Here is a 21,428-nt window from a genome sequence, read left to right as displayed (position 1 = left end):
CGGAATCCGGGCGCCGGGTGAATAGACTCAAGTGTTCGAGGACGACCTGCGGGAGGAGCTCGATGCGTGTGCTGGAGACGGTCGGAGGGCCGGCGGACCTCAAGAAGCTGACCGATCAGCAGCTCACTGATCTCGCCGCGGAGATCCGGGACGTGCTGGTCGAGACCGTGTCGCGGACCGGCGGGCACCTGGGTCCGAACCTCGGCATGGTCGAGATCACGCTGGCGATGCACCGGGTGTTCGACTCGCCGCGGGACCGGTTGATCTTCGACGTCGGTCACCAGGCGTATGTGCACAAGCTGGTCACCGGCCGGGCGGCGGAGTTCGACACGCTGCGTCAGCAAGGTGGCCTCTCGGGCTACCCGAACCAGGCCGAGTCCGAGCACGACATCGTCGAGAACAGCCACGCCTCGACCGCGTTGTCGTACGCCGACGGCCTGGCCAAGGCGTACAAGCTCCGCGGCGAGGACCGGCACGTGGTGGCGCTGATCGGTGACGGCGGCCTGACCGGGGGCATGGCCTGGGAGGCGCTGAACAACATCGCCGCCGCCAAGGACCTGAAGCTCGTCATCATCGTCAACGACAACGGCCGCTCGTACAGCGACACCGTCGGCGGCCTCGCCACCCACCTGACGAGCCTGCGCACCAACCCGCGGTACGAGAAGATCCTCGACCTGATCAAGAAGAACCTCGGCCGCACGCCGCTGGTCGGCGCCCCGATGTACGAGGTGCTGCACGGGGTGAAGAAGGGCCTGAAGGACATGCTCGCCCCGCAGGGCATGTTCGAGGACCTCGGTCTCAAGTACGTCGGCCCCGTGGCCGGCCACGACCGCGACGCGGTGGAGGACGCACTGCGCAAGGCGAAGTCGTTCGGCGGCCCGGTGATCGTGCACGCGGTGACCCAGAAGGGCTTCGGGTACGCCGCCGCCGAGCAGGACGAGGAGGACAACTTCCACCAGGTCCGCCCGGTGAACAAGCCGCGCGGCTGGACCGATGTGTTCTCCGACGAGATGGTCCGGATCGGCCACCGGCGCCCGGATGTGGTCGCGGTGACGGCGGCGATGCTGCACCCGACCGGCCTGGCGCCGTTCGCGGCCGAGTTCCCGGACCGGATCTTCGACGTCGGGATCGCCGAGCAGCACGCGGTGACGAGTGCGGCCGGTCTCGCGATGGGCGGTCTGCACCCGGTCGTCGGCTTGTACGCGACGTTCCTCAACCGCGCCTTCGACCAGGTGCTGATGGATGTCGCGCTGCACAACTGCGGCGTCACGTTCATGCTCGACCGCGCGGGCATCACTGGTGATGACGGCCCGAGCCACAACGGCATGTGGGACCTGTCGATCCTGCAGGTCGTCCCCGGCTTGCGCCTCGCGGCGCCCCGCGACGGCAAGCGACTCGAGGAGCTCCTCAACGAGGCCATCGACGTCAAGGACGCGCCGACGGCCCTGCGCTACGCCAAGGGCGAGGTGTACCCCGACATCGATGCGATCGACCGCATCGGCGGCGTCGACGTCCTCAAGAAGTCCGGCACCGACGTCTTGCTCGTCGGGATTGGCGCGATGGCCGAGACCGCGATGGACGTGGCCCAACGACTCGAGGCACAGGGCTTCGGCGTCACCGTGGTGGACCCGCGGTGGGTGAAGCCGGTCGACCCGGCGCTGGTCGAGCTGGCCGCGGACGTCAGGCTCGTGGTCACCATCGAGGACAACGGCCGCGCCGGTGGCTGCGGCTCGATGATCGCCCAGGCTCTGCGCGACGCGAAGGTCGCGACGCCGGTGCGCGACTTCGGCATCCCGCAGGAGTTCCTGCAGCACGCCAAGCGTCCCGCCGTACTGCAGGAGATCGGGCTCAGCGGCCAGGAGCTCGCTCGCGACATCACCGAACTGATCGCCCAGCAGCACGGCGACGCTCTGAACGAGCCGGCCGGCGGCCGACCGGGCAACGCCTGAGCCGGACCCGAGCCGGAATGCGGGACCGTGACTGAGGAAGGGCGGCACACCGCACCACCGCGCAGCCGGCATGCGGCCGCCCGCCGGCGGACGCGGGCCTGGCCGTTCCTGCTGTCCCTGGTCCTGGTGGCGGTCGCGGTCGCCGGCGGTCTGGCCCTGCACAACTCCAGCGAGCGGGCCGGCGGCCCGGGTGCCGCGGTGGCGACCACGCCGGACATCGACCTGGCCGCCCGGGCCGCGGCCGTCGACAAGGTGCTGAAGAAGCGCGCCCAGGCAGTCCTGACCGACAACGAGAAGGACTTCCTGGCCGACGTCGACCCGGCCGACAAGAGTTTGATGGCCCGGCAGCGGACGCTCTTCACGAACCTCCGCCAGTTCGGGTTCGCCCGGCTCGCCTACCAGCAGCTGGCCCAGCAATACGACGACGCCATCACCCAGAAGTACGGCCCGACGACGTACCTGGTCGCGATCGCGATGACGTACCAGATCCGTGGGATCGACATGGTGCCGGTGCGAGCGATGCTCGGCTACACCTTCACCGAACGGCCGACCGGCGCCTGGATGCTGGTCTCCGACAGCGACCTGGACAAGCGACTGCCCCGTGGGTCGCACCAGGAGGCCTGGGACACCGGCGAGGTGCTGGTGAAGCGCGCACCGCGGGTTCTCGTGGTCGTCGAGAAGGGTCAGGAGCAACTCGCGTCCAGGCTGGTCGGGATGGCGAGCAGCGCGGTGAAGGCGGTGACCAAGAGCTGGCCAGGCGGCTGGAACGGCTCCGGTCTGGTGATCGCACTCGACGACAAGATCGTCCGCGGAGCCGACTACACGCAGCCGAAGAACGCCGAGGACGCGCTGGCGATGGCGACCTGGGTCTACCGCACACTGCCCGGCGAGGTCACCGTTGAGGGGGAGCGGGCCGACTCGTACGTCGTCATCAACCCGCGCAACCGCGACAAGGTCGACGCGCGAACGCTCGCGCACGAGTTCACCCATGTCGCGACCGCGCCGTACGGGCCGTACGCCCCACGCTGGCTGGTCGAGGGCGCGGCGACGTACGTCGAGTTCCTGCCGATGGACGGCGAGGAGCCGCTGGCGCTGGGCAAGTACAAGCTGGACGTCAGGACGAAGTACCTGGCCAGAGCGAAGAGCCTGCCCGCCGACGCGGTCTTCTTCCAGCAGTCCGACAGCTCGTACCCGCTGTCCTGGCTGGCGGTCGACTATCTCTTCGGCCGGTACGGCGGGACCGAGGTCGGCACGCTCTACCGCGAACTGGCCGCGCTCGGCTCGACCCAGGCCGACCGGGACCGGATCATGCTGGAACACATCGGCATGACCGAAGCCGGACTGTTCCGCGCCCTGAAAGCCGCAGCAGCGGCTTAACCCGGCGAGGTCGAGTAGGGTAGCCGGGCTGTGACTGACGGGTACTCGGAGGGGAACGACCCGAAGTGAGTGCGACCACCCCTAGCGCCGGACCGCCGGGCGCTCAGGTTCCGCGTGCCGGCCCTCGCCGCTGGCTGGGGTTGCTGACGGCCGTGGCGCTGGTCGTCGGGGGCGTGGTCTACACCGTTGAAGAGCGGAACGAGGACGCCCGGGCCAGGTCCGTGGCGCCGCAGACGCCGGAGCCGAGCGCCGGTATCACGCCGTCGCGGACGGCCGCCGCGGTCACCGCCCGCCGGGTCGCGATCGACACGATCCTGCTGCGCCGCGCGCAGGCCGTGCAGACCGGCAACGAGACGCTGTTCCTGTCCGACATCGATCCGGCCAACCGGAAGCTGGTCGCCGCGCAGAAGATCCTGTTCGCGAACCTGGTCGAGATCGGCTTCACCGAGCTCGGCTACAGCCAGGCCGAGGAGCGGTTCAACCCGGCGGTGCTGCAGGCGCACGGGCGGACGACCTACCTCGTCCGGGTGCTGATGCGCTACCAGATCCCGAAGGTCGACATCGCGCCGGTGACGACCGAGCTCGGGTACACGTTCGTCAGCAAGGCCGGCCGGTGGGTGCTCACCGACGACGACGATCTCGACAACGACCTCGGCCCGGGCGCGCACCAGGAGGCCTGGGACCTGGGCCGGATCGAGGTGCTGCGCGGGCCGCGGGTGCTGGTCGCGGTGGAGAAGGGCGACACCAAGCGCGGCCGGGCGATCGTGACCGAGGCGTCGGAGGGGCTGGCCGAGGTGTCGGCGTACTGGCCGCGGAAGTGGCGCGGCTCGGTCTTCGTTATCGCGCTCGACGAGACCGACGTCCGCGACGCCCGGTTCGCCGACGAGGACATCGAGTCCGCCGCGAGTGCGGGCTCGACGTTCTCCTCGCTGCCCGGTCAGGACACCGCCGACGGTACGGTCGCCGGCGCCTACATCGTGATCAACCCGAACGAGCGCGACCGGGTCGACGAGATCCTGATGTCGCACGAGACCACCCACGTGGCCACCGCGGACCTGGGCGGCTACGAGCCGCTGTGGCTGGCCGAGGGCGCGGCCGAGTACGTGTCCTGGCGCGGGATCGAGGCGATCAGCGGGCCGGGTGAGGTCGCCAAGTGGGAGCAGGAGGTCATCGACGACGCGCTGCCGGCGCTGAGCTCGCTGCCCGACGACGCCGGCTTCTACCAGAACTCCGCCGACGTGTACGGCGTCAGCTGGCTGGCCGTCCGCTACCTGGTGCAGCGGATGGGGCTCGACCACGTCGAGGAGCTGTACGAGGACATGGCGATGCACGGCACCGACCAGACGTCCCGCGACCGCATCCTGCTCAGTCGCAGCGGACTGACCGAGGCGACGTTGTGGACCTCACTGCGGACGTACCGGCCGCAACGCTGAGTGGCGGTTTGACCTCAAGCGGTCAGAGAGGCAGTCTCGAATGGTTCCGTCCACTTCGAGGAGGCGCAGATGAGTCTTGTCCGGAAGAAGACGATCGAGCAGTCGATCGCCGACACCGACGAACCGGAGTACCAGCTCAAGAAACGCCTCACCGCGATCGATCTGACCGTCTTCGGCATCGGTGTCATCATCGGCGCCGGCATCTTCACGCTGACCGGTCGCGCGGCCAAGACGTACGCCGGGCCGGGGATCGCGCTCTCCTTCGTGCTGGCCGCGATCTGCTGTGCGCTCGCCGCCCTGTGCTACGCCGAGTTCTCGTCCACGGTCCCGGTGTCGGGGTCGGCGTACACGTTCTCCTACTTCTCCCTCGGTGAGATCTTCGCCTGGATCATCGGCTGGGACCTGCTGCTCGAGTTGATGCTCGGGGCAAGCGTCGTGGCCCAGGGCTGGTCGACGTACGCCGCCTTGTTCCTCGAACAGATCGGGTTGGGCTGGCCGGCGTCGATCGGGCCGGACAGCAACGTGAACGTGCTGGCGATGCTGCTCGTCGCGGTGCTCGCGACGCTCGCCACGATCGGGATCAAGGAGTCGCTGCGGGTCAACCTGGTGCTGGTCGCGATCAAGCTCTTCGTGGTCCTGTTCGTGATCATCGCCGGCCTGTTCTACATCAAGGGTTCGAACCTCTCGCCGTTCATCCCGCCGAGCGTGCCCGCGCCGAACGGCGACGTCACCATCACCACGCCGCTGTTCCAGGCCTTGTTCGGGTTCACCCCGTCGACGTTCGGCGTGATGGGTCTGGTGTCGGGCGCGTCGCTGGTGTTCTTCGCGTTCATCGGGTTCGACGTGGTCGCCACCACCGCCGAAGAGGCGAAGAACCCGCAGCGCGACCTGCCGCGCGGCATCATCGGCTCGCTGGCGATCTGCACCGTGCTCTACGTGCTGGTCTGCATCGTGATCACCGGCATGGTGCACTACCCCGACATCAACGGCGAGGCTGCGCTGGCCGAGGCGTTCCGGTCGGTCGGCCGGGACAACTTCGCGACCCTCATCTCGGCGGGTGCCGTGGCCGGTCTGACCACGGTGGTGCTGACGCTGATGATCGGCGCCGCGCGGGTGGTGTTCGCGATGAGCCGCGATCATCTGATGCCGCGCCAGCTCGGCAAGACCCACCCGAAGTGGGGTACGCCGTACCGGCTGACCATCGCGATCGGTGTCGTCGTCGCGATCGTGGCCGGTCTCACCCCGATCGGGAAGCTCGAGGAGATGGTGAACATCGGCACCCTGGCGGCGTTCACCCTGGTGTCGATCGCCGTACCGCTGCTGCGCAAGAGCCGGCCGGACATCCAGCGCTCGTTCCGGGTCCCGGGGAACCCGGTGATCCCGATCCTGGCCGCGCTGATCTGCCTCTACCTGATGCTGAACCTGTCGCTGGAGACCTGGCTGCGGTTCGCCATCTGGATGGTGCTCGGCTTCGTCGTCTACGCCCTCTACGGCTACCGCAAGAGCCGGGTCGGCATCGAGGAGCGCACCGGCGAGGTCACCAAGGCCTGACACTCGCGGTCCCCCTCGGACGGTAGGATCAGCCGATCATCCGAGGGGGACACCCATGAATCACCCGAGGCGCTGGCTCGCGGGCTTCGCCGCGCTGGCGCTGGCCACGACCGCGGGGGTGGTCGTCGTCCGTGGCCAGCAGGGCGCGCCGCCCGGCGGCAGCGCGGTCGCCGCGGTCGAGGCCAAGGCAACGCCCGGCCGCCTCACGGACGCGCAGAAGAAGGTTCGCAAGGGCCAGATCGACGTCATCCTGGCGGCCCGGGCGAGGGCCGTGCTGAAGGGCAGTCAACGCGGATTCCTCGCCGCGGTCGATCCGAAGCAGCCGCAGCTGGTGGCCCGGCAGCGGCTGTTGTTCACGAACCTGCGGAAGTTCGGTTTCGCCAAGCTGACGTACTTCGCCGCGGAAGAGCGCGAGTCGCCGGAGCTGACCACGAAGTACGGACCGGGCGTGTTCACGACCCGGGTGATGATGCGGTACCAGCTGGCGGGCCTGGACGCGAAGCCGGTGCAGACCGACCTCGGGTACACGTTCGTCCAGCGGTCCGGCCACTGGGTCCTGGTCGAGGACAGCGCGATCGACGGCGAGCTGAGCGACGACGGGCACCGGCAGCCATGGGACTACCAGGAGGTCGCGGTGGTCCGCCGCGGCAAGGTCGTCGTCGTGGTCGACAAGCGCGAGCTCGCGCTCGGCCAGAAGGTCGCGCGGGTGTCCCAGGGCGCGGTCGACGCGGTACGGCGGCACTGGCCGCGACCGTGGAACGGCGCGGTGATGGTGGTCGCGATGGCCGAGCCGCGGGTGATGTCGCTGCTGTGGACGTCCGGCTCGGGCACCGGCTGGACCATCGCCGCGAAGGCGGTCACGCTGTACGACGGCGAGCCGATCGGGCCGAAGAAGACGACGCCGGTGAGCAGCCGGATCGTGGTGAATCCCGCGGTCCGCAAGCAGCTCGACGAGGACCTGCTGGTGCACGAGATGACGCACGTCGCGACCGTCCCGATCGGCACCAACACGCCGATCTGGCTGGTCGAAGGGCTCGCGGAGTACGTGCGCTGCGCGTCGATCGAGGACGATCCGCACTGGACCGTGGATCCGTACCGCAAGATGGTGCGGACCAAGTATCTGCCGGGGATGAAGGTGCTGCCCGGTCCCGCGGAGTTCGACACCGACGGGGACCGGTCGTACGGGCAGAGCTGGTGGATCACGGCGTACCTGGAGTCGAAGCTGGGGGAGAAGGGTGTGGCGTCGCTCTACACCGATCTCGCGCAGCACAGCACGACCGAGGCGGCGTACGAGTCCATCCTGGAGAAGCACACGGGGAAGACGCCGGCGCAGCTGGTCGCCGCGGTCAAGAAGTTCAAGGGATAAAAGCACCCGCCCCCAAGCTCGGCTTGGGGGCGGGTGTGTAGTTCAGCTCAGGCTTGCGATGCCCTTGGGGAGGAAGCGTGAGCCGTTGACCTTTTCCGCGATGCCGGTGCGGTCCAGGTACGGGGTGATGCCGCCGAGGTGGAAGGGCCAGCCGGCGCCGAGGAGCAAGCAGAGGTCGATGTCCGCGGCCTCCGCGACCACGCCCTCGTCGAGCATGATCTTGATCTCCTCGGCCAGGGCGGTCAGCACCCGGTCGCGCAGCTCGTCGGCGGTGGACGGCTTGTCGCCGACCGTCACCAGCGCCTCGACCTCCGGGTCCACCACCGGCTTGCCCTCCGGCCAGAGGTAGAACGAACTCTTGCCCGCGGCAACCACCTTGGCCAGGTTCTCCGACACCGCGAACCGGTCCGGGTAGGCCCGGTTCATCGTCTCGGCCACGTGCAGCGCGACCGGCAGCCCGACCAGCTGCAGCAGCACGAACGGCGGCATCGGCAGCCCCAGCGCCGACAACGCCTTGTCCGCCGCGGGAATCGGCGTCCCTTCGTCCACCGCCGCGCTGACCTCACCGAGGAACCGGGTCAGCAGCCGGTTCACCACGAACGCCGGAGCGTCCTTCACCAGGACGCACGACTTCTTCAGCGTCTTGCCGACCGCGAACGCGGTGGCCAGCGACGCGTCGTCGGTCTGGCCGGCCCGGATGATCTCGAGCAGCGGCAGCACCGCGACCGGGTTGAAGAAGTGGAACCCGACCACCCGCTCCGGGTGCTCGAGGTCCGCGGCCATGTCGGTGACCGACAGGGAGGAGGTGTTGGTGGCCAGGATCGCGTCCGGCCGGACGATCTTCTCCAGGTCGGCGAAGATCGTCTTCTTCAGCTGCAGCTCCTCGAACACGGCCTCGATCACGAAGTCCGCGTCCGCGAACACGGCCCGGTCCACCGAGCCGGTGACGAGCGCCTTCAGCTGGTTCGCCTTGTCCGGCCGGATCCGGCCCTTGCCGAGCAGCTTGTCGATCTCACCGTGCACATACCCGACACCGCGGTCCACGCGCTCCTGATCGAGATCCGTGAGTACGACGGGGACCTCGAGGCGCCGGACGAACAGCAGTGCCAGCTGGCCGGCCATCAGGCCCGCACCGACGACGCCGACCTTGGTGACCGGGCGGGCGAGCGCCTTGTCCGGTGCGCCGGCCGGGCGCTTGGCCCGCTTGTTCACCAGGTCGAAGGCGTAGAGGCCGCTGCGTAGCTCCTCGCTCATGATCAGGTCGGCCAGCGCCTCGTCCTCGGCCGCGAATCCACGGTCGCGGTCGTTGTCCCTGGCCGCCGCGATCAGCTCCAGGGCCCGGTACGGCGCCGGTGCCGCACCGCTCACCTTGACGTCGGCGAAACCTTTGCCTCGGGCAACGGCTGCGTCCCACCCGTCGCCGCGGTCGATCTCGGCCCGCTCGACGGTGATCGCACCGGTCAGCACCTTGCTCGCCCAGATCAGCGACTGCTCGAGGAAGTCGGCCGAGTCCAGCAGGACGTCGCCGATGCCGAACCGCACCGCCTCCGGCCCGCTCAGCATCTTGTTCTGGTTCAGGGCGTTCTCGACCACGACCTTGACGGCCTTGTCGGCGCCGATCAGGTTCGGCAGCAGGAAGTTGCCGCCCCAGCCCGGGATCAGGCCGAGGAAGACCTCCGGCGTCGAGAGCATGCCGGCCGCGGCCGAGATGGTCCGGTAGGTGGCGTGCAGCGCGACCTCCAGACCACCACCGAGCGCGACACCGTTGACGAACGCGAACGACGGCTTGCCGCCGTCGACCAGCTTGCGCAGCACGCCGTGGCCGATCCGGCCCAGGTTCAGCGCCTGCTCCCGGTCGACCAGCTTCGGTACGCCGGTCAGGTCGGCGCCCGCGGCCAGGATGAACGGCTTGCCGGTGACCCCGATCGCGACGATCTCGTCGCGGGCCAGCGCGGCGTCGATCGCCGTGTTGAGCGAGGCCAGCCCCTTCGGGCCGAAGGTGTTCGGCTTGGTGTGGTCGTGCCCGTTGTCGAGCGTGATGAGGGCCATCGTGCCGGCCTTGTTCGGGAGCACGACGTCGCGCGAGTGCGCGAGCGTGACGACCTCGTCGTCCGACAGTGCGACCGCGGTGTCGATCAGTTCCTGCAAGTCGCTCATGCGGCCGCGTTCCCTTCCCAGTTCGGGTTCTCCCAGATGACGGTTCCGCCCATGCCGAGTCCGACGCACATGGTGGTGAGGCCGTAGCGGACCTCGGGGCGCTGCTCGAACTGCTTGGCCAGCTGGTTCATCAGCCGGACGCCGGACGAGGCCAGCGGGTGGCCGTAGGCGATCGCACCGCCGTACGGGTTGACCCGCGGGTCGTCGTCGGCGATGCCGTAGTGCTCCAGGAACGCGAGCACCTGGACGGCGAACGCCTCGTTCACCTCGAAGGCCTGGATGTCGTCGATGGTCAGCCCGGCCAGCTTCAGGGCCTTCTCGGTCGCGGGCACCGGCCCGACACCCATCACCTCGGGCTCGACGCCGGCGAAGCCGTACGAGACCAGCTTCATCTTCGGGGTCAGCCCGAGCTCGGCCGCGGCCTCGGCGGACGCGAGGACGCAGGCGGTCGCGCCGTCGTTGATGCCGGCGGAGTTGCCCGCGGTGACCCGGCCGTGCGGCCGGAACGGAGTCTTCAGCGTGGCGAGGTCCTCGACCGTGGTGCCCGGGCGCATCGGCTCGTCGGTGGACGCGTAGCCCCAGCCCTGCTCGGCCGACCGGGTCGCGATCGGGACGAGGTCCGGCTGGATCATGTCGTTGGCGTAGGCCTTGGCGGCCCGCTCCTGGGACGCAGCGGCGAACGCGTCCGCGCGCTGCTTGGTGATCCCGGGGAACCGGTCGTGCAGGTTCTCCGCGGTCGACCCCATCACCAGGGCCGAGGTGTCGACCAGCTTCTCGGAGATGATCCGCGGGTTCGGGTCGACGCCCTCACCCATCGGGTGCCGGCCCATGTGCTCGACACCGCCGGCCACGACCACGTCGTACGCGCCGAAGGCGATCCCGGCGGCGGTGGTGGTGACGGCGGTCATCGCGCCGGCGCACATCCGGTCGATGGCGTAGCCGGGGGTGGTGTTCGGCAGGCCGGCCAGCAGGGCCGCGGTCCGGCCGATGGTCAGGCCCTGGTCGCCGATCTGGGTGGTGGCCGCGATCGCGACCTCGTCCACCCGCTCCGGCGGGAGCTCGGGGTTCCGCCGCAGCAGCTCCCGGATGCACTTGATCACCAGGTCGTCGGCGCGCGTCTCGGCGTACTGGCCCTTGGCCTTGCCGAACGGGGTGCGAACGCCGTCGACGAACACGACATCGCGGATCTCACGGGGCACGAGGGCCCTCCTCTGGGGGTCGGGAAAGCTACCGCCGATGCTACCCGTCGGTAACAGAACTCCCCAACCACCCCCGCCTGTGCGGCTGCTCACAAAACACACCCGTGTGATCACGCAGGGCCTGACCCGTGGCGATCGGCGTCGAATCGGCGCATGCTGGTGCCAGGTAGCTATGGGGAGCCGTTCTATGAACAATCTCGATCTTGCCGTGCCGGTTCTCAGCCGGGGGAAACACCGCAATCCGCGTAAGGGCGCCTGCTTCATGGAGTTCGCCTCGTACCTCGCCGGCGAGCCCTGGTCCGATCACCCGGCGTGTACGCACCCGCTGCTGGCGGGCGTGGCCCGGGACGTCAACGACTGTACGACGGACTCCGGCCGGTCCCGGCTGGCGCCGTTGATCCCGTCCGTGATCGGCCTCACGCCGGACGACCCGCACGTCGTGCCGCGGGTGACCGCGCGCTGCATCCAGCACGCGCTGCCGGTGGTCTCGCAGGAGCGCCAGTACATCCTGGCCGTCGCGTTGCTGGTGGGGGAGAGGCACCTGGCCGCGCTGGACGGGCGTCCGCTCGACGACCTCGAGCCGGACTCGCTCGCGGTGCTGGAGGCCGTTCCGGCCGCGACTAAGTGGGCGCGGTCCTTCACCGCCCGGGCCCGCCGGGGGACGCCGGACTTCGCCCGCCGGACCGCACCGCGGGCCGTCTCGTGCGCGGTCGAAGGCATCTCGCAGGCGTGCGTCCCGGACCCGGACGACCGGCTGTACAACCTGCTCACCGCGGCGATCGCGGAGTGCAAGTCCTGGGTGCCCAAGCCCGCTCCGATGCCGGTCAGGCAAGACCGCGTGGAAGTTCGCTAGGGGCGTGGCTAGCAGCCCCGTGCCTACTGCGCGGCACTCGGCACGGCACCTCGCCGCACTGGCGCAAAGGCCACGATGCTCCGCATCGAGACCTTCGCTCCAGCACGCCGATGCACCGCACCGAGCACCTGCTCGCTACGGCACGGGACTGCTAGCCACGCCCAGGCGACCAGTAGGCTTCACCGTGTGACGTTGGAGATCGATACCGGTACAGGGTTGATGCCCGTCCACGAGTGGGGTGCCACGGACAGCGACGCGCCGGGGCTGCTGCTCCTGCAGGAGATCTTCGGGGTCTCGGACTACATCCAGCAGCGCGCGGCGGATCTCGCCGCGCTCGGGTACTACGTGATCGCGCCCGAGATCTACTGGCGGCTGGACGACACCTCGCTGGACGAGTCGGACCCTGAGCTGCTGCAGCGCGCCATGGGGATCGTGCGGCGGCTCGACTGGGATCTGGCCGTCTCGGACGCGGTCGCCGCACTGGAGTACCTGCGCGGTCGCGACCGAGCCGCCGGAGTGATCGGCTTCTGCTTCGGTGGCGGGCTGGGCTTCAACGTCGCCGCGGCCTCGTCGACCGACGTCCTCGTGAGCTACTACGGCTCCGCGCTGCAGCAGCTCGCCGAGCTCGCGCCGAAGGTGGAGGCGACCAGCCTGCATCACTTCGGCGACGCGGACACGTATCTCGACGTGGACGCGATCATCCCGACGCTGGGCGACGCCGAGATCCACCGGTACCCCGACGCCGGTCACGCGTTCGACAACCCCCTGCCTGCCTTCCACCACGCGGACGCCTCCGCGCTCGCGTGGCGCCGTACCGTCGACTTCCTCGCCCGTCACCTCCCAACCTCCCAAGGAACAGCATGAGCCTGTACGACATCCCGCTGACGACCCTTTCCGGTGCGCCGACCTCTCTCGGCGACTACAAGGGCAAGACCGTCCTCGTCGTGAACGTCGCGTCGAAGTGTGGTCTGACCCCGCAGTACGAAGGCCTCGAGAAGCTCCAGGAGACATACGCGTCCCGCGGTTTCACCGTGCTCGGCGCTCCGTGCAACCAGTTCGGCGGCCAGGAGCCGGGCACGGCCGAGGAGATCGAGACCTTCTGCTCCACGACGTACGGCGTGACCTTCCCGATGCTCGACAAGCTCGAGGTGAACGGCGACGCCCGCCACCCGCTGTACGCGGAGCTGACCCAGACCCCGGACGCGGCCGGCGAGGCCGGTGACATCCAGTGGAACTTCGAGAAGTTCCTGATCAGCCCCGAGGGCACCGTCGCCGCCCGCTTCCGCCCCCGCACCGAGCCGCAGTCCGAGGAGATCGTCACCGCGATCGAGGCCCAGCTCCCCGCCTAGTTCCGCCGCTCGCCACCTCGCCCGCCGCGTCTCGCGGCGGGCGATTTCTTTGGCCGGATTCCATTGCAACAACTCTTTCGAAAGAGTACTTTCGACGCATGCCGAACCCGCATCGTCGCCTCAGCGACCCGCGTGAACTCAACGCCCTGGCGCATCCGGTGCGGATGGCCATCATCGAACTGCTGTCGATCAGCGGTCCGCTGACGGCGACCGAGCTGGCTGACCGGCTGGACGAGACTCCGGCGAACTGTTCGTGGCACCTGCGCAAGCTGGCGCAGTACGGGTTCGTCGAGGAGGCCGCGGGTGGCAAGGGCCGGCAGCGTCCGTGGCAGGTGCCGGGGCTCGGATTCCGGTGGGACGAAGAGCAGGCGACGGGGTCGATCGACGAGCGGCGGGCTGCGCAGGCGCTGTCAGAGGTGGTCATGGGTCGCGCGGTGGACCGGCTGCGGGAGGCGCAGCAGCGCGCGCCGGAGGAGTCCGAGGAATGGCGCGAGGCGCACAGCAACACCGAGATGGTCGCGTGGCTGACCGCGGCCGAGCTGAAGGAGATGAACGACGCGATCAACGCGGTGCTCGACCGGCATGTGGAGCGCCTGACCGAGCCGGGGCAGCGGCCGGCGGGTGCGCGGCTGTGTGAGTTCGTCGCGTGGGGCGTGCCGACGTACTTCCCGGGGGTCGAGCCGGCGTGAGGAAGCTGTTCGCGCAACCAGGGTTCCCGCGCCTGTTCGGCGGGCTGAGTACGTCGATGCTCGGCGACTCGGTGATGCTGCTGGTGCTCAGCATGTGGGTGAAGACGCTCACCGGCTCCAACGCGCTCGCCGGGCTGACGTTCTTCTTCATGGTGCTGCCCGCGCTCGGGGCTCCGTTGCTCGGTGTCTGGGTCGACCGGCTGCCGCGTAAGTCGATCCTCGTCTGGGGGAACTTCGCCAGCGCGGCGGCCGTGCTCCCGCTCGTGCTCGTGCGGGACGAGAGCGACGTGTGGCTGATCTGGGCAGTCGCGTTCCTGTACGGCGTCTCGTTCGTGGTCCTGCCCGCCGCGGTGAACGGGCTGCTCAAGGAGTTGCTACCGGACGAGCTCCTCGTCGACGCCAACTCCAGCCTCGCCACGATCAAGGAGGGCTACCGGCTGTTCGGGCCACTGGTCGGGGCCGCGATCTTCGCCACCGCGGGCGGCTGGCTGGTGGCGGTCGTCGACGCGGCCAGCTTCGTCGTCGCCGGGCTGCTGATCGCGACGATCAAGGTCACCGAGAGCCCGGCACCGGTGCGGAACACCTTCCGGGAGGACGTCCTCGGTGGTGTCCGTTTCCTGGTCGGCGACCGGGTGCTCCGCCACGTTCTCGCCGGGCTCGCGATCTCGATCCTCGTCATCGGCTTCTTCGAGTCGTCGATCTACGCGCTCATGGACGCCTTCGACAGACCGCCGACCTTCTCCGGTGTGTTCGTGACCTGCCAGGGCGTCGGCGCGGTCGTCGGCGGACTCACCGCGAGCCGCGTCGTACGCCGTTTCGGCGAGGTCGCCGGCTGTACGGTCGGCCTGATCGCGCTGGCCGTCGCCACCATCGTCCGCGCCGCCGCGCCCACCATCGCGGTGGTGCTGGTCGGCGCGGGGATCTGCGGTCTCGGCCTGCCGTGGACGTTCGTCGCGTTCACGACATTGATGCAGCGCCGTTCGCCCGGCCACCTCATCGGCCGGGTGTCGACCGCGGTCGAGGTGCTGCTGTCCACCCCGCAGGCGATCTCCCTGGCCCTGGGCAGCCTGCTCGTCAGCCTGCTGAGCTACCGCACGATCTTCGTCATCATCGCGACGGTGATCCTGCTCGGCGCACTCCAGATCGTTCTCACCCTTGGCGACCAGCTCCGCCGGAAGCCGGCCGTCAGCGTGGAATAGCGGCCAGAACCTGTCCTGATCTGCTTCTAGCGTGGGGGTAACCGATCGTGAAGGAGCAGGAATCATGACGACTGTGAACCCGATCCCCGAGGGATACCACTCGGTGACGCCGTGGATCATCGGACATGACACCGCGGGGCTGATGGAGTTCCTCGCGGCCGCGTTCGATGCCGAGGATCTGGGCGGGCGGGTGGTCGACGCGAACGGGAACATCGGGCATGCCGAGATGCGGATCGGGGACTCGGTGGTGATGATGTTCGACAAGCCGGACTGGCCGGCGACGCCGGCGTTCCTGCGGCTGTACGTGCCGGACGTGCAGGAGACGCTGAAGCAGGCGGTCGCGGCCGGCGGCACGGTGGTGACCGAGCCGACGCATCTGTTCTGGGGCGACGTCGTGGCGCGGGTGCACGACCCGTTCGGGAACCTGTACTGGCTGCAGACCCGGATCGAGGACGTCGACGAGGCCGAGATGGGCCGCCGGTTCGGCGACGAGAAGTTCACCAAGGCGCTGGAGTACGTGCAGAGCTCGCTGTTCCGGCCGGTCGGCTGAGCCCAATCAGTCGAGGGGTTCGGCGGGCGCGGCCTCGGAGGACATCGCCTCGGTCAGCGTCTCGGCGGTGAGGCCGATCTGCCAGCCGCGGGCGTTGTGCTCGCGCAGGAACGTCGTCACCACGTCGAGGCTCAGATCGGGCGGCGGTGACCACGCGAGGCGCCGGATCGTGTCGGGGGAGAGCAGGTTCTCGGTCGGCAGCCGGTGCGCCTCGGCGATTTCCGAAACCGCCGCTCGCGCGGCCGACAAGCGGGCGGCGGCGTCCGGGTCCCGGTCGGCCCAGGCGCGGGCCGGCGGCGGGCCGTCGTACCGCGGTCCTTGCTTGGGGAGCTCGGACTCGGGCAGGCGGCGCGCGTGGTCGATCGCCTCCCACCAGGTCCGCATGTGCCGGTGCGCGCCGCGGCCCTTGAACGCGGTCAGTCGCTGCAGCGTGTCCCGGTCGGCCGGCATCGCGGACGCGGCCTCGACGATTGCGGCGTCCGGCAGGATCCGGCCGGGGGAGATGTCCGCGGACTCGGCGATCTGGTCGCGGGCCTCCCACAACGCCCGGACGACGGCCAGGCTCCGGCGGTTGCGGACCCGGTGCATGCCGGACGTCCGTCGCCACGGGTCGGGCTTCGGCTCCCGCGGCGGAGCCTCGAGGATGGCGGCGAACTCCTGCGCGGCCCAGTCCCACTTACCTTCGCGGCGCAGCTCCTGCTCGATCGCGTCGCGCAGCTCGATCAGCATCTCGACGTCCAGAGCGGCGTACACGAGCCAGGGCGCGGGGAGCGGGCGGGTGGACCAGTCGGCGGCCGAGTGCTCCTTGCGCATCCGGTAGCCCAGGACTTCGCTCACCAGCGAGGCGAGGCCGACCTTCGGGTACCCGAGCAGGCGGCCGGCCAGCTCGGTGTCGAAGACCTTCCGCGGCACCATCCCGACCTCCGCCAGGCAGGCCAGGTCCTGGTTGGCGGCGTGGATGATCCACTCGGTGTCGACGATCGCGTCACCGAGCGCGGACAGGTCGCCGAACGGGATCGGGTCGATCAGGGCGGAGCCGGCGCCCTCGCGGCGCAGCTGGACCAGGTACGCGCGGTGCGAGTAGCGGTAGCCGGACGCGCGTTCGGCGTCGACGGCGACCGGGCCGGTGCCGGAGCGGAACGCGTCGACCACCCCGGTCAGCGCGGAGCCGGTGTCGACGACCTCGGAGAGCCCGTCGCGGAGCTCGAGCAGAGGCAGGTGCGCGATCGGGTCGTCCGGGACGGGCGACTGCTGGGTCTCGGCTGGGCTCATCGGCCCCGCTGTCCGCGCCGGGTCGGCATCGCGACCACTCCCGGCGGAACCGGCGGCAGGCCGGCGGCCGTGCAGAGCACTTCGCCCCACGCCTCGGCGTGCCGGGTCACGTCCACGCTGCCGCCGTCACCAGGTCCGGGCACCGGGCTCCAGGACGCGCGGATCTCGATCTCCGCCGTCGCGTCGTCGTCGGCCATGCCGCCGAAGCTTTCCGATACCACTCTGGTGACGGTACCGCTCGGAGCCAGGAAGTCGGCACCCCGGTCGGTCAGCGCCTCCATCAGCCAGGTCCAGCCCACGCCACCGAGCAGCGCGTCGGTCACCATCTCCGGTTCGACGGCGGCACGCACGTACGCGACACAGCGGAAGGTCGACTGCCAGGCGTCGTTCCCGTCCGGGTCGTAGAGGATGACGAGCCGGCCGGTGGCGATGTCGTCGCCGTCGACCGTCACGTCGGCGCTGACCGCCGCCGCATGCGGTGCGATCCGCTGCGGTGCGGGCATCTCCTCGACGAATACCTCGGGCCGGAACCGGGCACCGCGCAATTGCGACACTGCCTCGGCGAACTCCGCGGGTGGCGCGTCGACCTGCTTGCGGGCACCCATGCTTCGCAGCCTACGACTGATTACTCACCGACGCCTGTGACGACGCGCCGGTAACAGGCGGTGTGGGATGGCCGCGCCTTCGCCACGGCGCGTCCCGGGGCCTTGGTTCCCGGCCTTCCCTCGTCGCTCCAGTCGCTTCGCTCCCTGCGCTCCTCAGTCCAGGCCGGGAGGCCCCGAGACCACCGCATCAGGGGCTAGCGGCAGCGTGGGATCATCGCTGTGTGCCGTTGACACCACCTCCCGCGACCGCCCGTTCCCCCTTCCTGCTCGCGGCCCGCGGCGAGCCCGGACCGCACACGCCGGTGTGGTTCATGCGGCAGGCGGGGCGCGCGTTGCCGGAGTACCGCGCGGTGCGCGAGGGGACCACGATGCTCGAGTCCTGTATGCGTCCCGACCTCGTCGTCGAGATAACGCTGCAGCCGGTCCGCCGTTACGGCGTCGACGCGGCGATCTTCTACTCCGACATCGTGCTGCCGCTGAAGTCGGTCGGGTTCGACATCGAGATCAAGCCCGGCGTCGGCCCGGTGGTCGCCGACCCGATCCGCGACGCGGCCGGTCTCGCGACGGTCCGCCCGGTCACACCGGCCGACGTGCCGTACACCACCGAGTCTGTGCGGCAGCTCGTCTCCGAGCTCGGCGGGACCCCGCTGATCGGGTTCGCGGGCGCGCCGTTCACGGTCGCGTCGTACCTGGTCGAGGGCGGGCCGAGCAAGGACCACGCCAAGACCAAGGCGCTCATGCACGGCAACCCGCAGCTCTGGCACGCGCTCGCGGACCGGTTGGCCGACGTGGCGATCGCGTACCTGTCGGTCCAGGTCGAGGCGGGAGCCTCCGCGATCCAGCTCTTCGACTCGTGGGCGGGTGGGCTGTCGCCGCGGGACTACGAGCGGTTCGTCCAGCCGCACTCGGCCAAGGTCTTCGACGCGATGGCGTCGTACGGCGTACCGCGGGTGCACTTCGGCGTGAACACGGGCGAGCTGCTCGGCCTGATGAGCGCGGCCGGCGCCGACGTCGTCGGAGTCGACTGGCGGGTCCCCCTGGACGAGGCGGTACGCCGGATCACGGCGGCCGGCGCCGGCCCGAAGCCGGTGCAGGGCAACCTGGACCCGGCGCTGCTCTTCGCCGGCTGGGACGCCCTCGAGCCCGAGATCGACCGGATCCTCGCCGAGGGGCAGGCCGCGCCCGGCCACATCTTCAACCTCGGCCACGGCGTCCCGCCGGACGCCGACCCGGAGGTCCTGACCCGCATCGTGAAGTACGTCCAGGCGAAGTCGGCCCGTGTACCTGCCTGACCACGAGGTGACGCTGGAGCGTCTCACCGCCGCGCACGCGGAGCCTGTGCTCGCCTTCGAGCGGGAGAACCGCGCGTACTTCGCCTCCTGGATCCAGGACCGCGGCGACGACTACTTCACGTCGTTCGCGGCCCGTCATCAGGCGCTCCTGGTCGAGCAGGACGCCGGGACGTGCCAGTTCCACGTCCTGGTCGACAGCTCGGGTGCGGTGGTCGGGCGGGTGAATCTGGTGGACATCGAGAACGGCTCGGCCGAACTCGGCTACCGGATCGCGGAGAAGGCGGCGGGGCAGGGACTGGCGTCGGAGGCGGTGCGCGCGATCGTCGGACTCGCGGCGGCGAGGTACGGGCTGACGACGTTGCGAGCAGGGACCTCGGCGCGGAACCTGGCCTCGCAGGCGGTGCTGACGCGGGCCGGGTTCCAACGGGTGGGCGAGACGACAGGCGGCGGCCCGGCGTACGAGTTGATCGTGGAGGACGCGTGAGCAGGGTCGTTGTGGTCGGTGGCGGGATCAGTGGGCTGGCGGCCGCGCATGCGCTCGCGACCGGGCCGAATCCGCCACAGATCACCGTGCTCGAGGGATCGCCGCGGCTCGGCGGCAAGCTGGCGGGCGCTGAGCTCGAGGGGGTGCCGGTCGACCTCGGCGCCGAGTCGGTGCTGGCCCGGCGGCCGGAGGCGGTCGACCTGATCCGCGCGGTCGGGCTCGGCGACGAGGTGGTGCATCCGGCGTCGACGTCGGCCGGGCTGTGGGTCGGGGACAGGATCCGGGCGATCCCGCCGACCATCATGGGTGTCCCGGTCGATCCGGCCGCGACTGCCGACGTACTCGGATCCTCGGCGGCCGCGGAGGTGGCGCACGAGGCGGAGTTGCCGGCGCCGGAGCTCACCGAGGACGTCGCGATCGGGCGGTTCGTCGCGGAACGCATGGGTCACGCGGTGACGGACAAGCTGATCGATCCGCTGCTCGGCGGAGTGTATGCCGGCAAGGCCGACGAGATCTCGCTGGCGGCCGCGGTGCCGGAGCTCTACGCCAAGCTGCGGACCGCTCCGAGCCTGCTCGCGGCCACGGCCGAGCTGCGCGACGCGGGGAAGAGCCGGGCCGGGCAGCCGGTGTTCGCGGGCATCGTGGGCGGGATCAACCGGCTCGTCGACGCGCTCGAGAAGGACCTGACGGCTCGCGGTGTCGAGATCCGGCGCAAGCTCGCTGTGCGGCGGATCACGCGGACGGCGGGTGGTTACGCGCTGGAGGCCGGCCCGGTGCCGGCGCCGACTCTGATCGAGGCCGACGCCGTGATCGTGGCCGTACCGGCGACCCCCGCGGCCCGGATGCTGGCGGAGCTGGTGCCCGCGGCGTCGACCGAGCTGGCGACGATCGAGTACGCGAGCATGGCGATCGTGACACTGGCGGTCCGGAAGAGGGACTGGCCGGCCGACGCGACCGGATCCGGGTTCCTGGTGCCGTCGGTGGAGGGGCGGACGATCAAGGCGTCGACGTACTCGCACGCGAAGTGGGAGTGGTCCAGCGAGGCCGGGGGAGAGCTGGCGGTACTGCGTGCCTCGGTCGGACGGCTCGGTGAGGAGTACGTGCTACAGAGGTCCGACGAGGAGCTGGTGGCACTCGCTACCGCGGACCTCGGGCGTGCCATGGGTCTGCAGGCGCCCGTGGTCGGGTCTCTGGTGACGCGGTGGGGTGGTGGGCTTCCGCAGTACGCCGTGGGCCATCTGGACCGCGTTGACCGGGTGGAGGCGGCCGTGGCGGCGGAGCCCGGTCTGGCGGTGTGCGGAGCGGCGTACCGGGGTGTCGGGATCGCCGCCTGTGTGGCGTCAGGTGGCCAGGCAGCCACCCGGGTGCAGGCTCATCTGGCCACATTGGAGACAATGGCTCCGTGACGGAGAAGCCGAAAGCTCGTGAACTCAACAATGTGATCCGGTACACCCTGTGGTCGGTCTTCAAGGTCGAGACGCCGCTGGGGGACGCGGACCGGGACGAGCTGACGGCTGAGCTGTCCGACCTGCTCGCGAAGCTGCGGGCCGACGACGACGTGGTGATCCGCGGGATCTACGACGTCGAGGGGTTCCGGGCCGACGCCGACTTCATGATCTGGTGGCACGCGCCGACCTCGGACGCGCTGCAGAAGGCGTACCACGCGCTGCGCCGGTCGCGGCTCGGGCGGCACCTGGTTCCGATCTGGTCGCAGTTCGCGCTGCACCGGCCGGCGGAGTTCAACAAGAGCCACATCCCGGCGTTCCTGGCCGACGAGGAGCCGCGGGCGTACGTCTGCGTGTACCCGTTCGTGCGGTCCTACGAGTGGTACCTGCTGCCGGACGAGGAGCGCCGGTTCATGCTGGCCGAGCACGGGAAGATGGCGCGCACCTACCCGGACGTGCGGGCGAACACGGTGGCGTCGTTCGCGCTCGGCGACTACGAGTGGATGCTGGCCTTCGAGGCCGACGAGCTGCACCGGATGGTCGACCTGATGCGCGACCTGCGCGCGTCCACCGCCCGGCGGCACGTCCGCGAGGAGACCCCGTTCTACACCGGCAAGCGGACCGAGCTCGGCGAGCTGGTCGCGAACCTGGCCTGACA

Annotated in this window: 19 protein-coding genes; 15 read left to right on the top strand and 4 right to left on the bottom strand. The window is 70.1% G+C overall.

The window, feature by feature from the left end; genetic code table 11:
- The first annotated feature begins 62 nt into the window (after positions 1-62).
- The 5 genes from dxs to ACZ6O0_RS17615 all read left to right on the top strand — a co-directional run bounded on the left by dxs (position 63) and on the right by ACZ6O0_RS17615 (position 7,676).
- Positions 63-1,949: a 1-deoxy-D-xylulose-5-phosphate synthase gene (gene dxs / locus ACZ6O0_RS17635; RefSeq protein ID WP_465765964.1), complete on the top strand. Its 1,887-nt coding sequence runs from the start codon at positions 63-65 to the stop codon at positions 1,947-1,949.
- Positions 1,950-1,976: 27 nt separating this feature from the next.
- A complete protein-coding gene (locus ACZ6O0_RS17630) occupies positions 1,977-3,326 on the top strand; it encodes a gluzincin family metallopeptidase (protein WP_465765963.1) in 1,350 nt (449 codons plus the stop codon).
- Between the two features lie 65 nt (positions 3,327-3,391).
- Positions 3,392-4,759: a hypothetical protein gene (locus ACZ6O0_RS17625; RefSeq protein ID WP_465765962.1), complete on the top strand. Its 1,368-nt coding sequence runs from the start codon at positions 3,392-3,394 to the stop codon at positions 4,757-4,759.
- 69 nt (positions 4,760-4,828) lie between these two features.
- Positions 4,829-6,310, top strand: coding sequence for an amino acid permease (locus ACZ6O0_RS17620; protein WP_465765961.1), 1,482 nt, complete (start codon positions 4,829-4,831; stop codon positions 6,308-6,310).
- Between the two features lie 55 nt (positions 6,311-6,365).
- Positions 6,366-7,676 carry a hypothetical protein gene (locus tag ACZ6O0_RS17615; RefSeq protein ID WP_465765960.1) on the top strand — a complete coding sequence of 437 codons (1,311 nt, stop codon included), beginning with the start codon at positions 6,366-6,368 and terminating at the stop codon, positions 7,674-7,676.
- A 42-nt stretch (positions 7,677-7,718) separates the two neighbouring features.
- Here ACZ6O0_RS17615 and ACZ6O0_RS17610 read toward each other — a convergent pair whose 3' ends face one another.
- Positions 7,719-9,833, bottom strand: a complete 2,115-nt coding sequence (locus tag ACZ6O0_RS17610; RefSeq protein ID WP_465765959.1) for a 3-hydroxyacyl-CoA dehydrogenase NAD-binding domain-containing protein — start codon at positions 9,831-9,833, stop codon at positions 7,719-7,721.
- A complete protein-coding gene (locus tag ACZ6O0_RS17605) occupies positions 9,830-11,032 on the bottom strand; it encodes a thiolase family protein (RefSeq protein WP_465765958.1) in 1,203 nt (400 codons plus the stop codon). Before ACZ6O0_RS17605 ends, ACZ6O0_RS17610 begins: the two co-directional genes overlap by 4 nt.
- Before the next feature lie 187 nt (positions 11,033-11,219).
- Between ACZ6O0_RS17605 and ACZ6O0_RS17600 the strand changes: the two genes are divergently transcribed.
- From ACZ6O0_RS17600 to ACZ6O0_RS17575, 6 genes are all read left to right on the top strand, one after another.
- Entirely contained in the window at positions 11,220-11,885 is a 666-nt protein-coding gene (locus tag ACZ6O0_RS17600) for a hypothetical protein (RefSeq protein WP_465765957.1), read from the top strand.
- 186 nt (positions 11,886-12,071) lie between these two features.
- Positions 12,072-12,749: a dienelactone hydrolase family protein gene (locus ACZ6O0_RS17595; RefSeq protein ID WP_465765956.1), complete on the top strand. Its 678-nt coding sequence runs from the start codon at positions 12,072-12,074 to the stop codon at positions 12,747-12,749.
- A complete protein-coding gene (locus tag ACZ6O0_RS17590) occupies positions 12,746-13,234 on the top strand; it encodes a glutathione peroxidase (protein ID WP_465765955.1) in 489 nt (162 codons plus the stop codon). Before ACZ6O0_RS17595 ends, ACZ6O0_RS17590 begins: the two co-directional genes overlap by 4 nt.
- A gap of 98 nt (positions 13,235-13,332) precedes the next feature.
- Positions 13,333-13,923: a winged helix-turn-helix domain-containing protein gene (locus ACZ6O0_RS17585; RefSeq protein WP_465765954.1), complete on the top strand. Its 591-nt coding sequence runs from the start codon at positions 13,333-13,335 to the stop codon at positions 13,921-13,923.
- A complete protein-coding gene (locus ACZ6O0_RS17580) occupies positions 13,920-15,122 on the top strand; it encodes an MFS transporter (protein ID WP_465765953.1) in 1,203 nt (400 codons plus the stop codon). Before ACZ6O0_RS17585 ends, ACZ6O0_RS17580 begins: the two co-directional genes overlap by 4 nt.
- A gap of 64 nt (positions 15,123-15,186) precedes the next feature.
- Positions 15,187-15,672, top strand: a complete 486-nt coding sequence (locus tag ACZ6O0_RS17575; RefSeq protein WP_465765952.1) for a VOC family protein — start codon at positions 15,187-15,189, stop codon at positions 15,670-15,672.
- A 6-nt stretch (positions 15,673-15,678) separates the two neighbouring features.
- Here ACZ6O0_RS17575 and ACZ6O0_RS17570 read toward each other — a convergent pair whose 3' ends face one another.
- The gene (locus tag ACZ6O0_RS17570) at positions 15,679-16,944 is read right to left on the bottom strand and encodes a ribonuclease D (RefSeq protein ID WP_465765951.1); all 1,266 of its coding nucleotides are present in this window, start codon (positions 16,942-16,944) and stop codon (positions 15,679-15,681) included.
- Entirely contained in the window at positions 16,941-17,549 is a 609-nt protein-coding gene (locus tag ACZ6O0_RS17565; RefSeq protein ID WP_360380164.1) for a DUF3000 domain-containing protein, read from the bottom strand. Before ACZ6O0_RS17565 ends, ACZ6O0_RS17570 begins: the two co-directional genes overlap by 4 nt.
- Positions 17,550-17,776: 227 nt before the next feature.
- Here ACZ6O0_RS17565 and hemE point away from each other — a divergent pair, with 227 nt between their 5' ends.
- The 4 genes from hemE to hemQ are packed head-to-tail and all read left to right on the top strand — an operon-like array spanning position 17,777 to position 21,426.
- Entirely contained in the window at positions 17,777-18,841 is a 1,065-nt protein-coding gene (hemE, locus tag ACZ6O0_RS17560) for a uroporphyrinogen decarboxylase (protein ID WP_465766425.1), read from the top strand.
- Positions 18,828-19,325 (top strand): GNAT family N-acetyltransferase, encoded by a 498-nt coding sequence (locus tag ACZ6O0_RS17555; RefSeq protein WP_465765950.1) that lies wholly within the window; start codon positions 18,828-18,830, stop codon positions 19,323-19,325. Before hemE ends, ACZ6O0_RS17555 begins: the two co-directional genes overlap by 14 nt.
- Positions 19,322-20,731, top strand: coding sequence for a protoporphyrinogen oxidase (gene hemG / locus ACZ6O0_RS17550; RefSeq protein WP_465765949.1), 1,410 nt, complete (start codon positions 19,322-19,324; stop codon positions 20,729-20,731). Before ACZ6O0_RS17555 ends, hemG begins: the two co-directional genes overlap by 4 nt.
- Positions 20,728-21,426, top strand: coding sequence for a hydrogen peroxide-dependent heme synthase (gene hemQ / locus ACZ6O0_RS17545; RefSeq protein ID WP_465765948.1), 699 nt, complete (start codon positions 20,728-20,730; stop codon positions 21,424-21,426). Before hemG ends, hemQ begins: the two co-directional genes overlap by 4 nt.
- Positions 21,427-21,428: the final 2 nt, after the last annotated feature.

The sequence above is a fragment of the Kribbella sp. NPDC048837 genome (genome assembly GCF_055586945.1).
Note: the sequence above shows the minus strand (reverse complement) of the source record. Positions and strands in the feature narration are given on the sequence as shown.

Coding starts and splice junctions, on each gene's coding strand:
- dxs (WP_465765964.1), top strand. CDS start 63: ATGCGTGTGCTGGAGACGGTCGGAGGGCCGGCGGACCTCAAGAAGCTG.
- ACZ6O0_RS17620 (WP_465765961.1), top strand. CDS start 4,829: ATGAGTCTTGTCCGGAAGAAGACGATCGAGCAGTCGATCGCCGACACC.
- ACZ6O0_RS17615 (WP_465765960.1), top strand. CDS start 6,366: ATGAATCACCCGAGGCGCTGGCTCGCGGGCTTCGCCGCGCTGGCGCTG.
- ACZ6O0_RS17610 (WP_465765959.1), bottom strand. CDS start 9,833: ATGAGCGACTTGCAGGAACTGATCGACACCGCGGTCGCACTGTCGGAC.
- ACZ6O0_RS17600 (WP_465765957.1), top strand. CDS start 11,220: ATGAACAATCTCGATCTTGCCGTGCCGGTTCTCAGCCGGGGGAAACAC.
- ACZ6O0_RS17590 (WP_465765955.1), top strand. CDS start 12,746: ATGAGCCTGTACGACATCCCGCTGACGACCCTTTCCGGTGCGCCGACC.
- ACZ6O0_RS17585 (WP_465765954.1), top strand. CDS start 13,333: ATGCCGAACCCGCATCGTCGCCTCAGCGACCCGCGTGAACTCAACGCC.
- ACZ6O0_RS17575 (WP_465765952.1), top strand. CDS start 15,187: ATGACGACTGTGAACCCGATCCCCGAGGGATACCACTCGGTGACGCCG.
- ACZ6O0_RS17570 (WP_465765951.1), bottom strand. CDS start 16,944: ATGAGCCCAGCCGAGACCCAGCAGTCGCCCGTCCCGGACGACCCGATC.
- ACZ6O0_RS17565 (WP_360380164.1), bottom strand. CDS start 17,549: ATGGGTGCCCGCAAGCAGGTCGACGCGCCACCCGCGGAGTTCGCCGAG.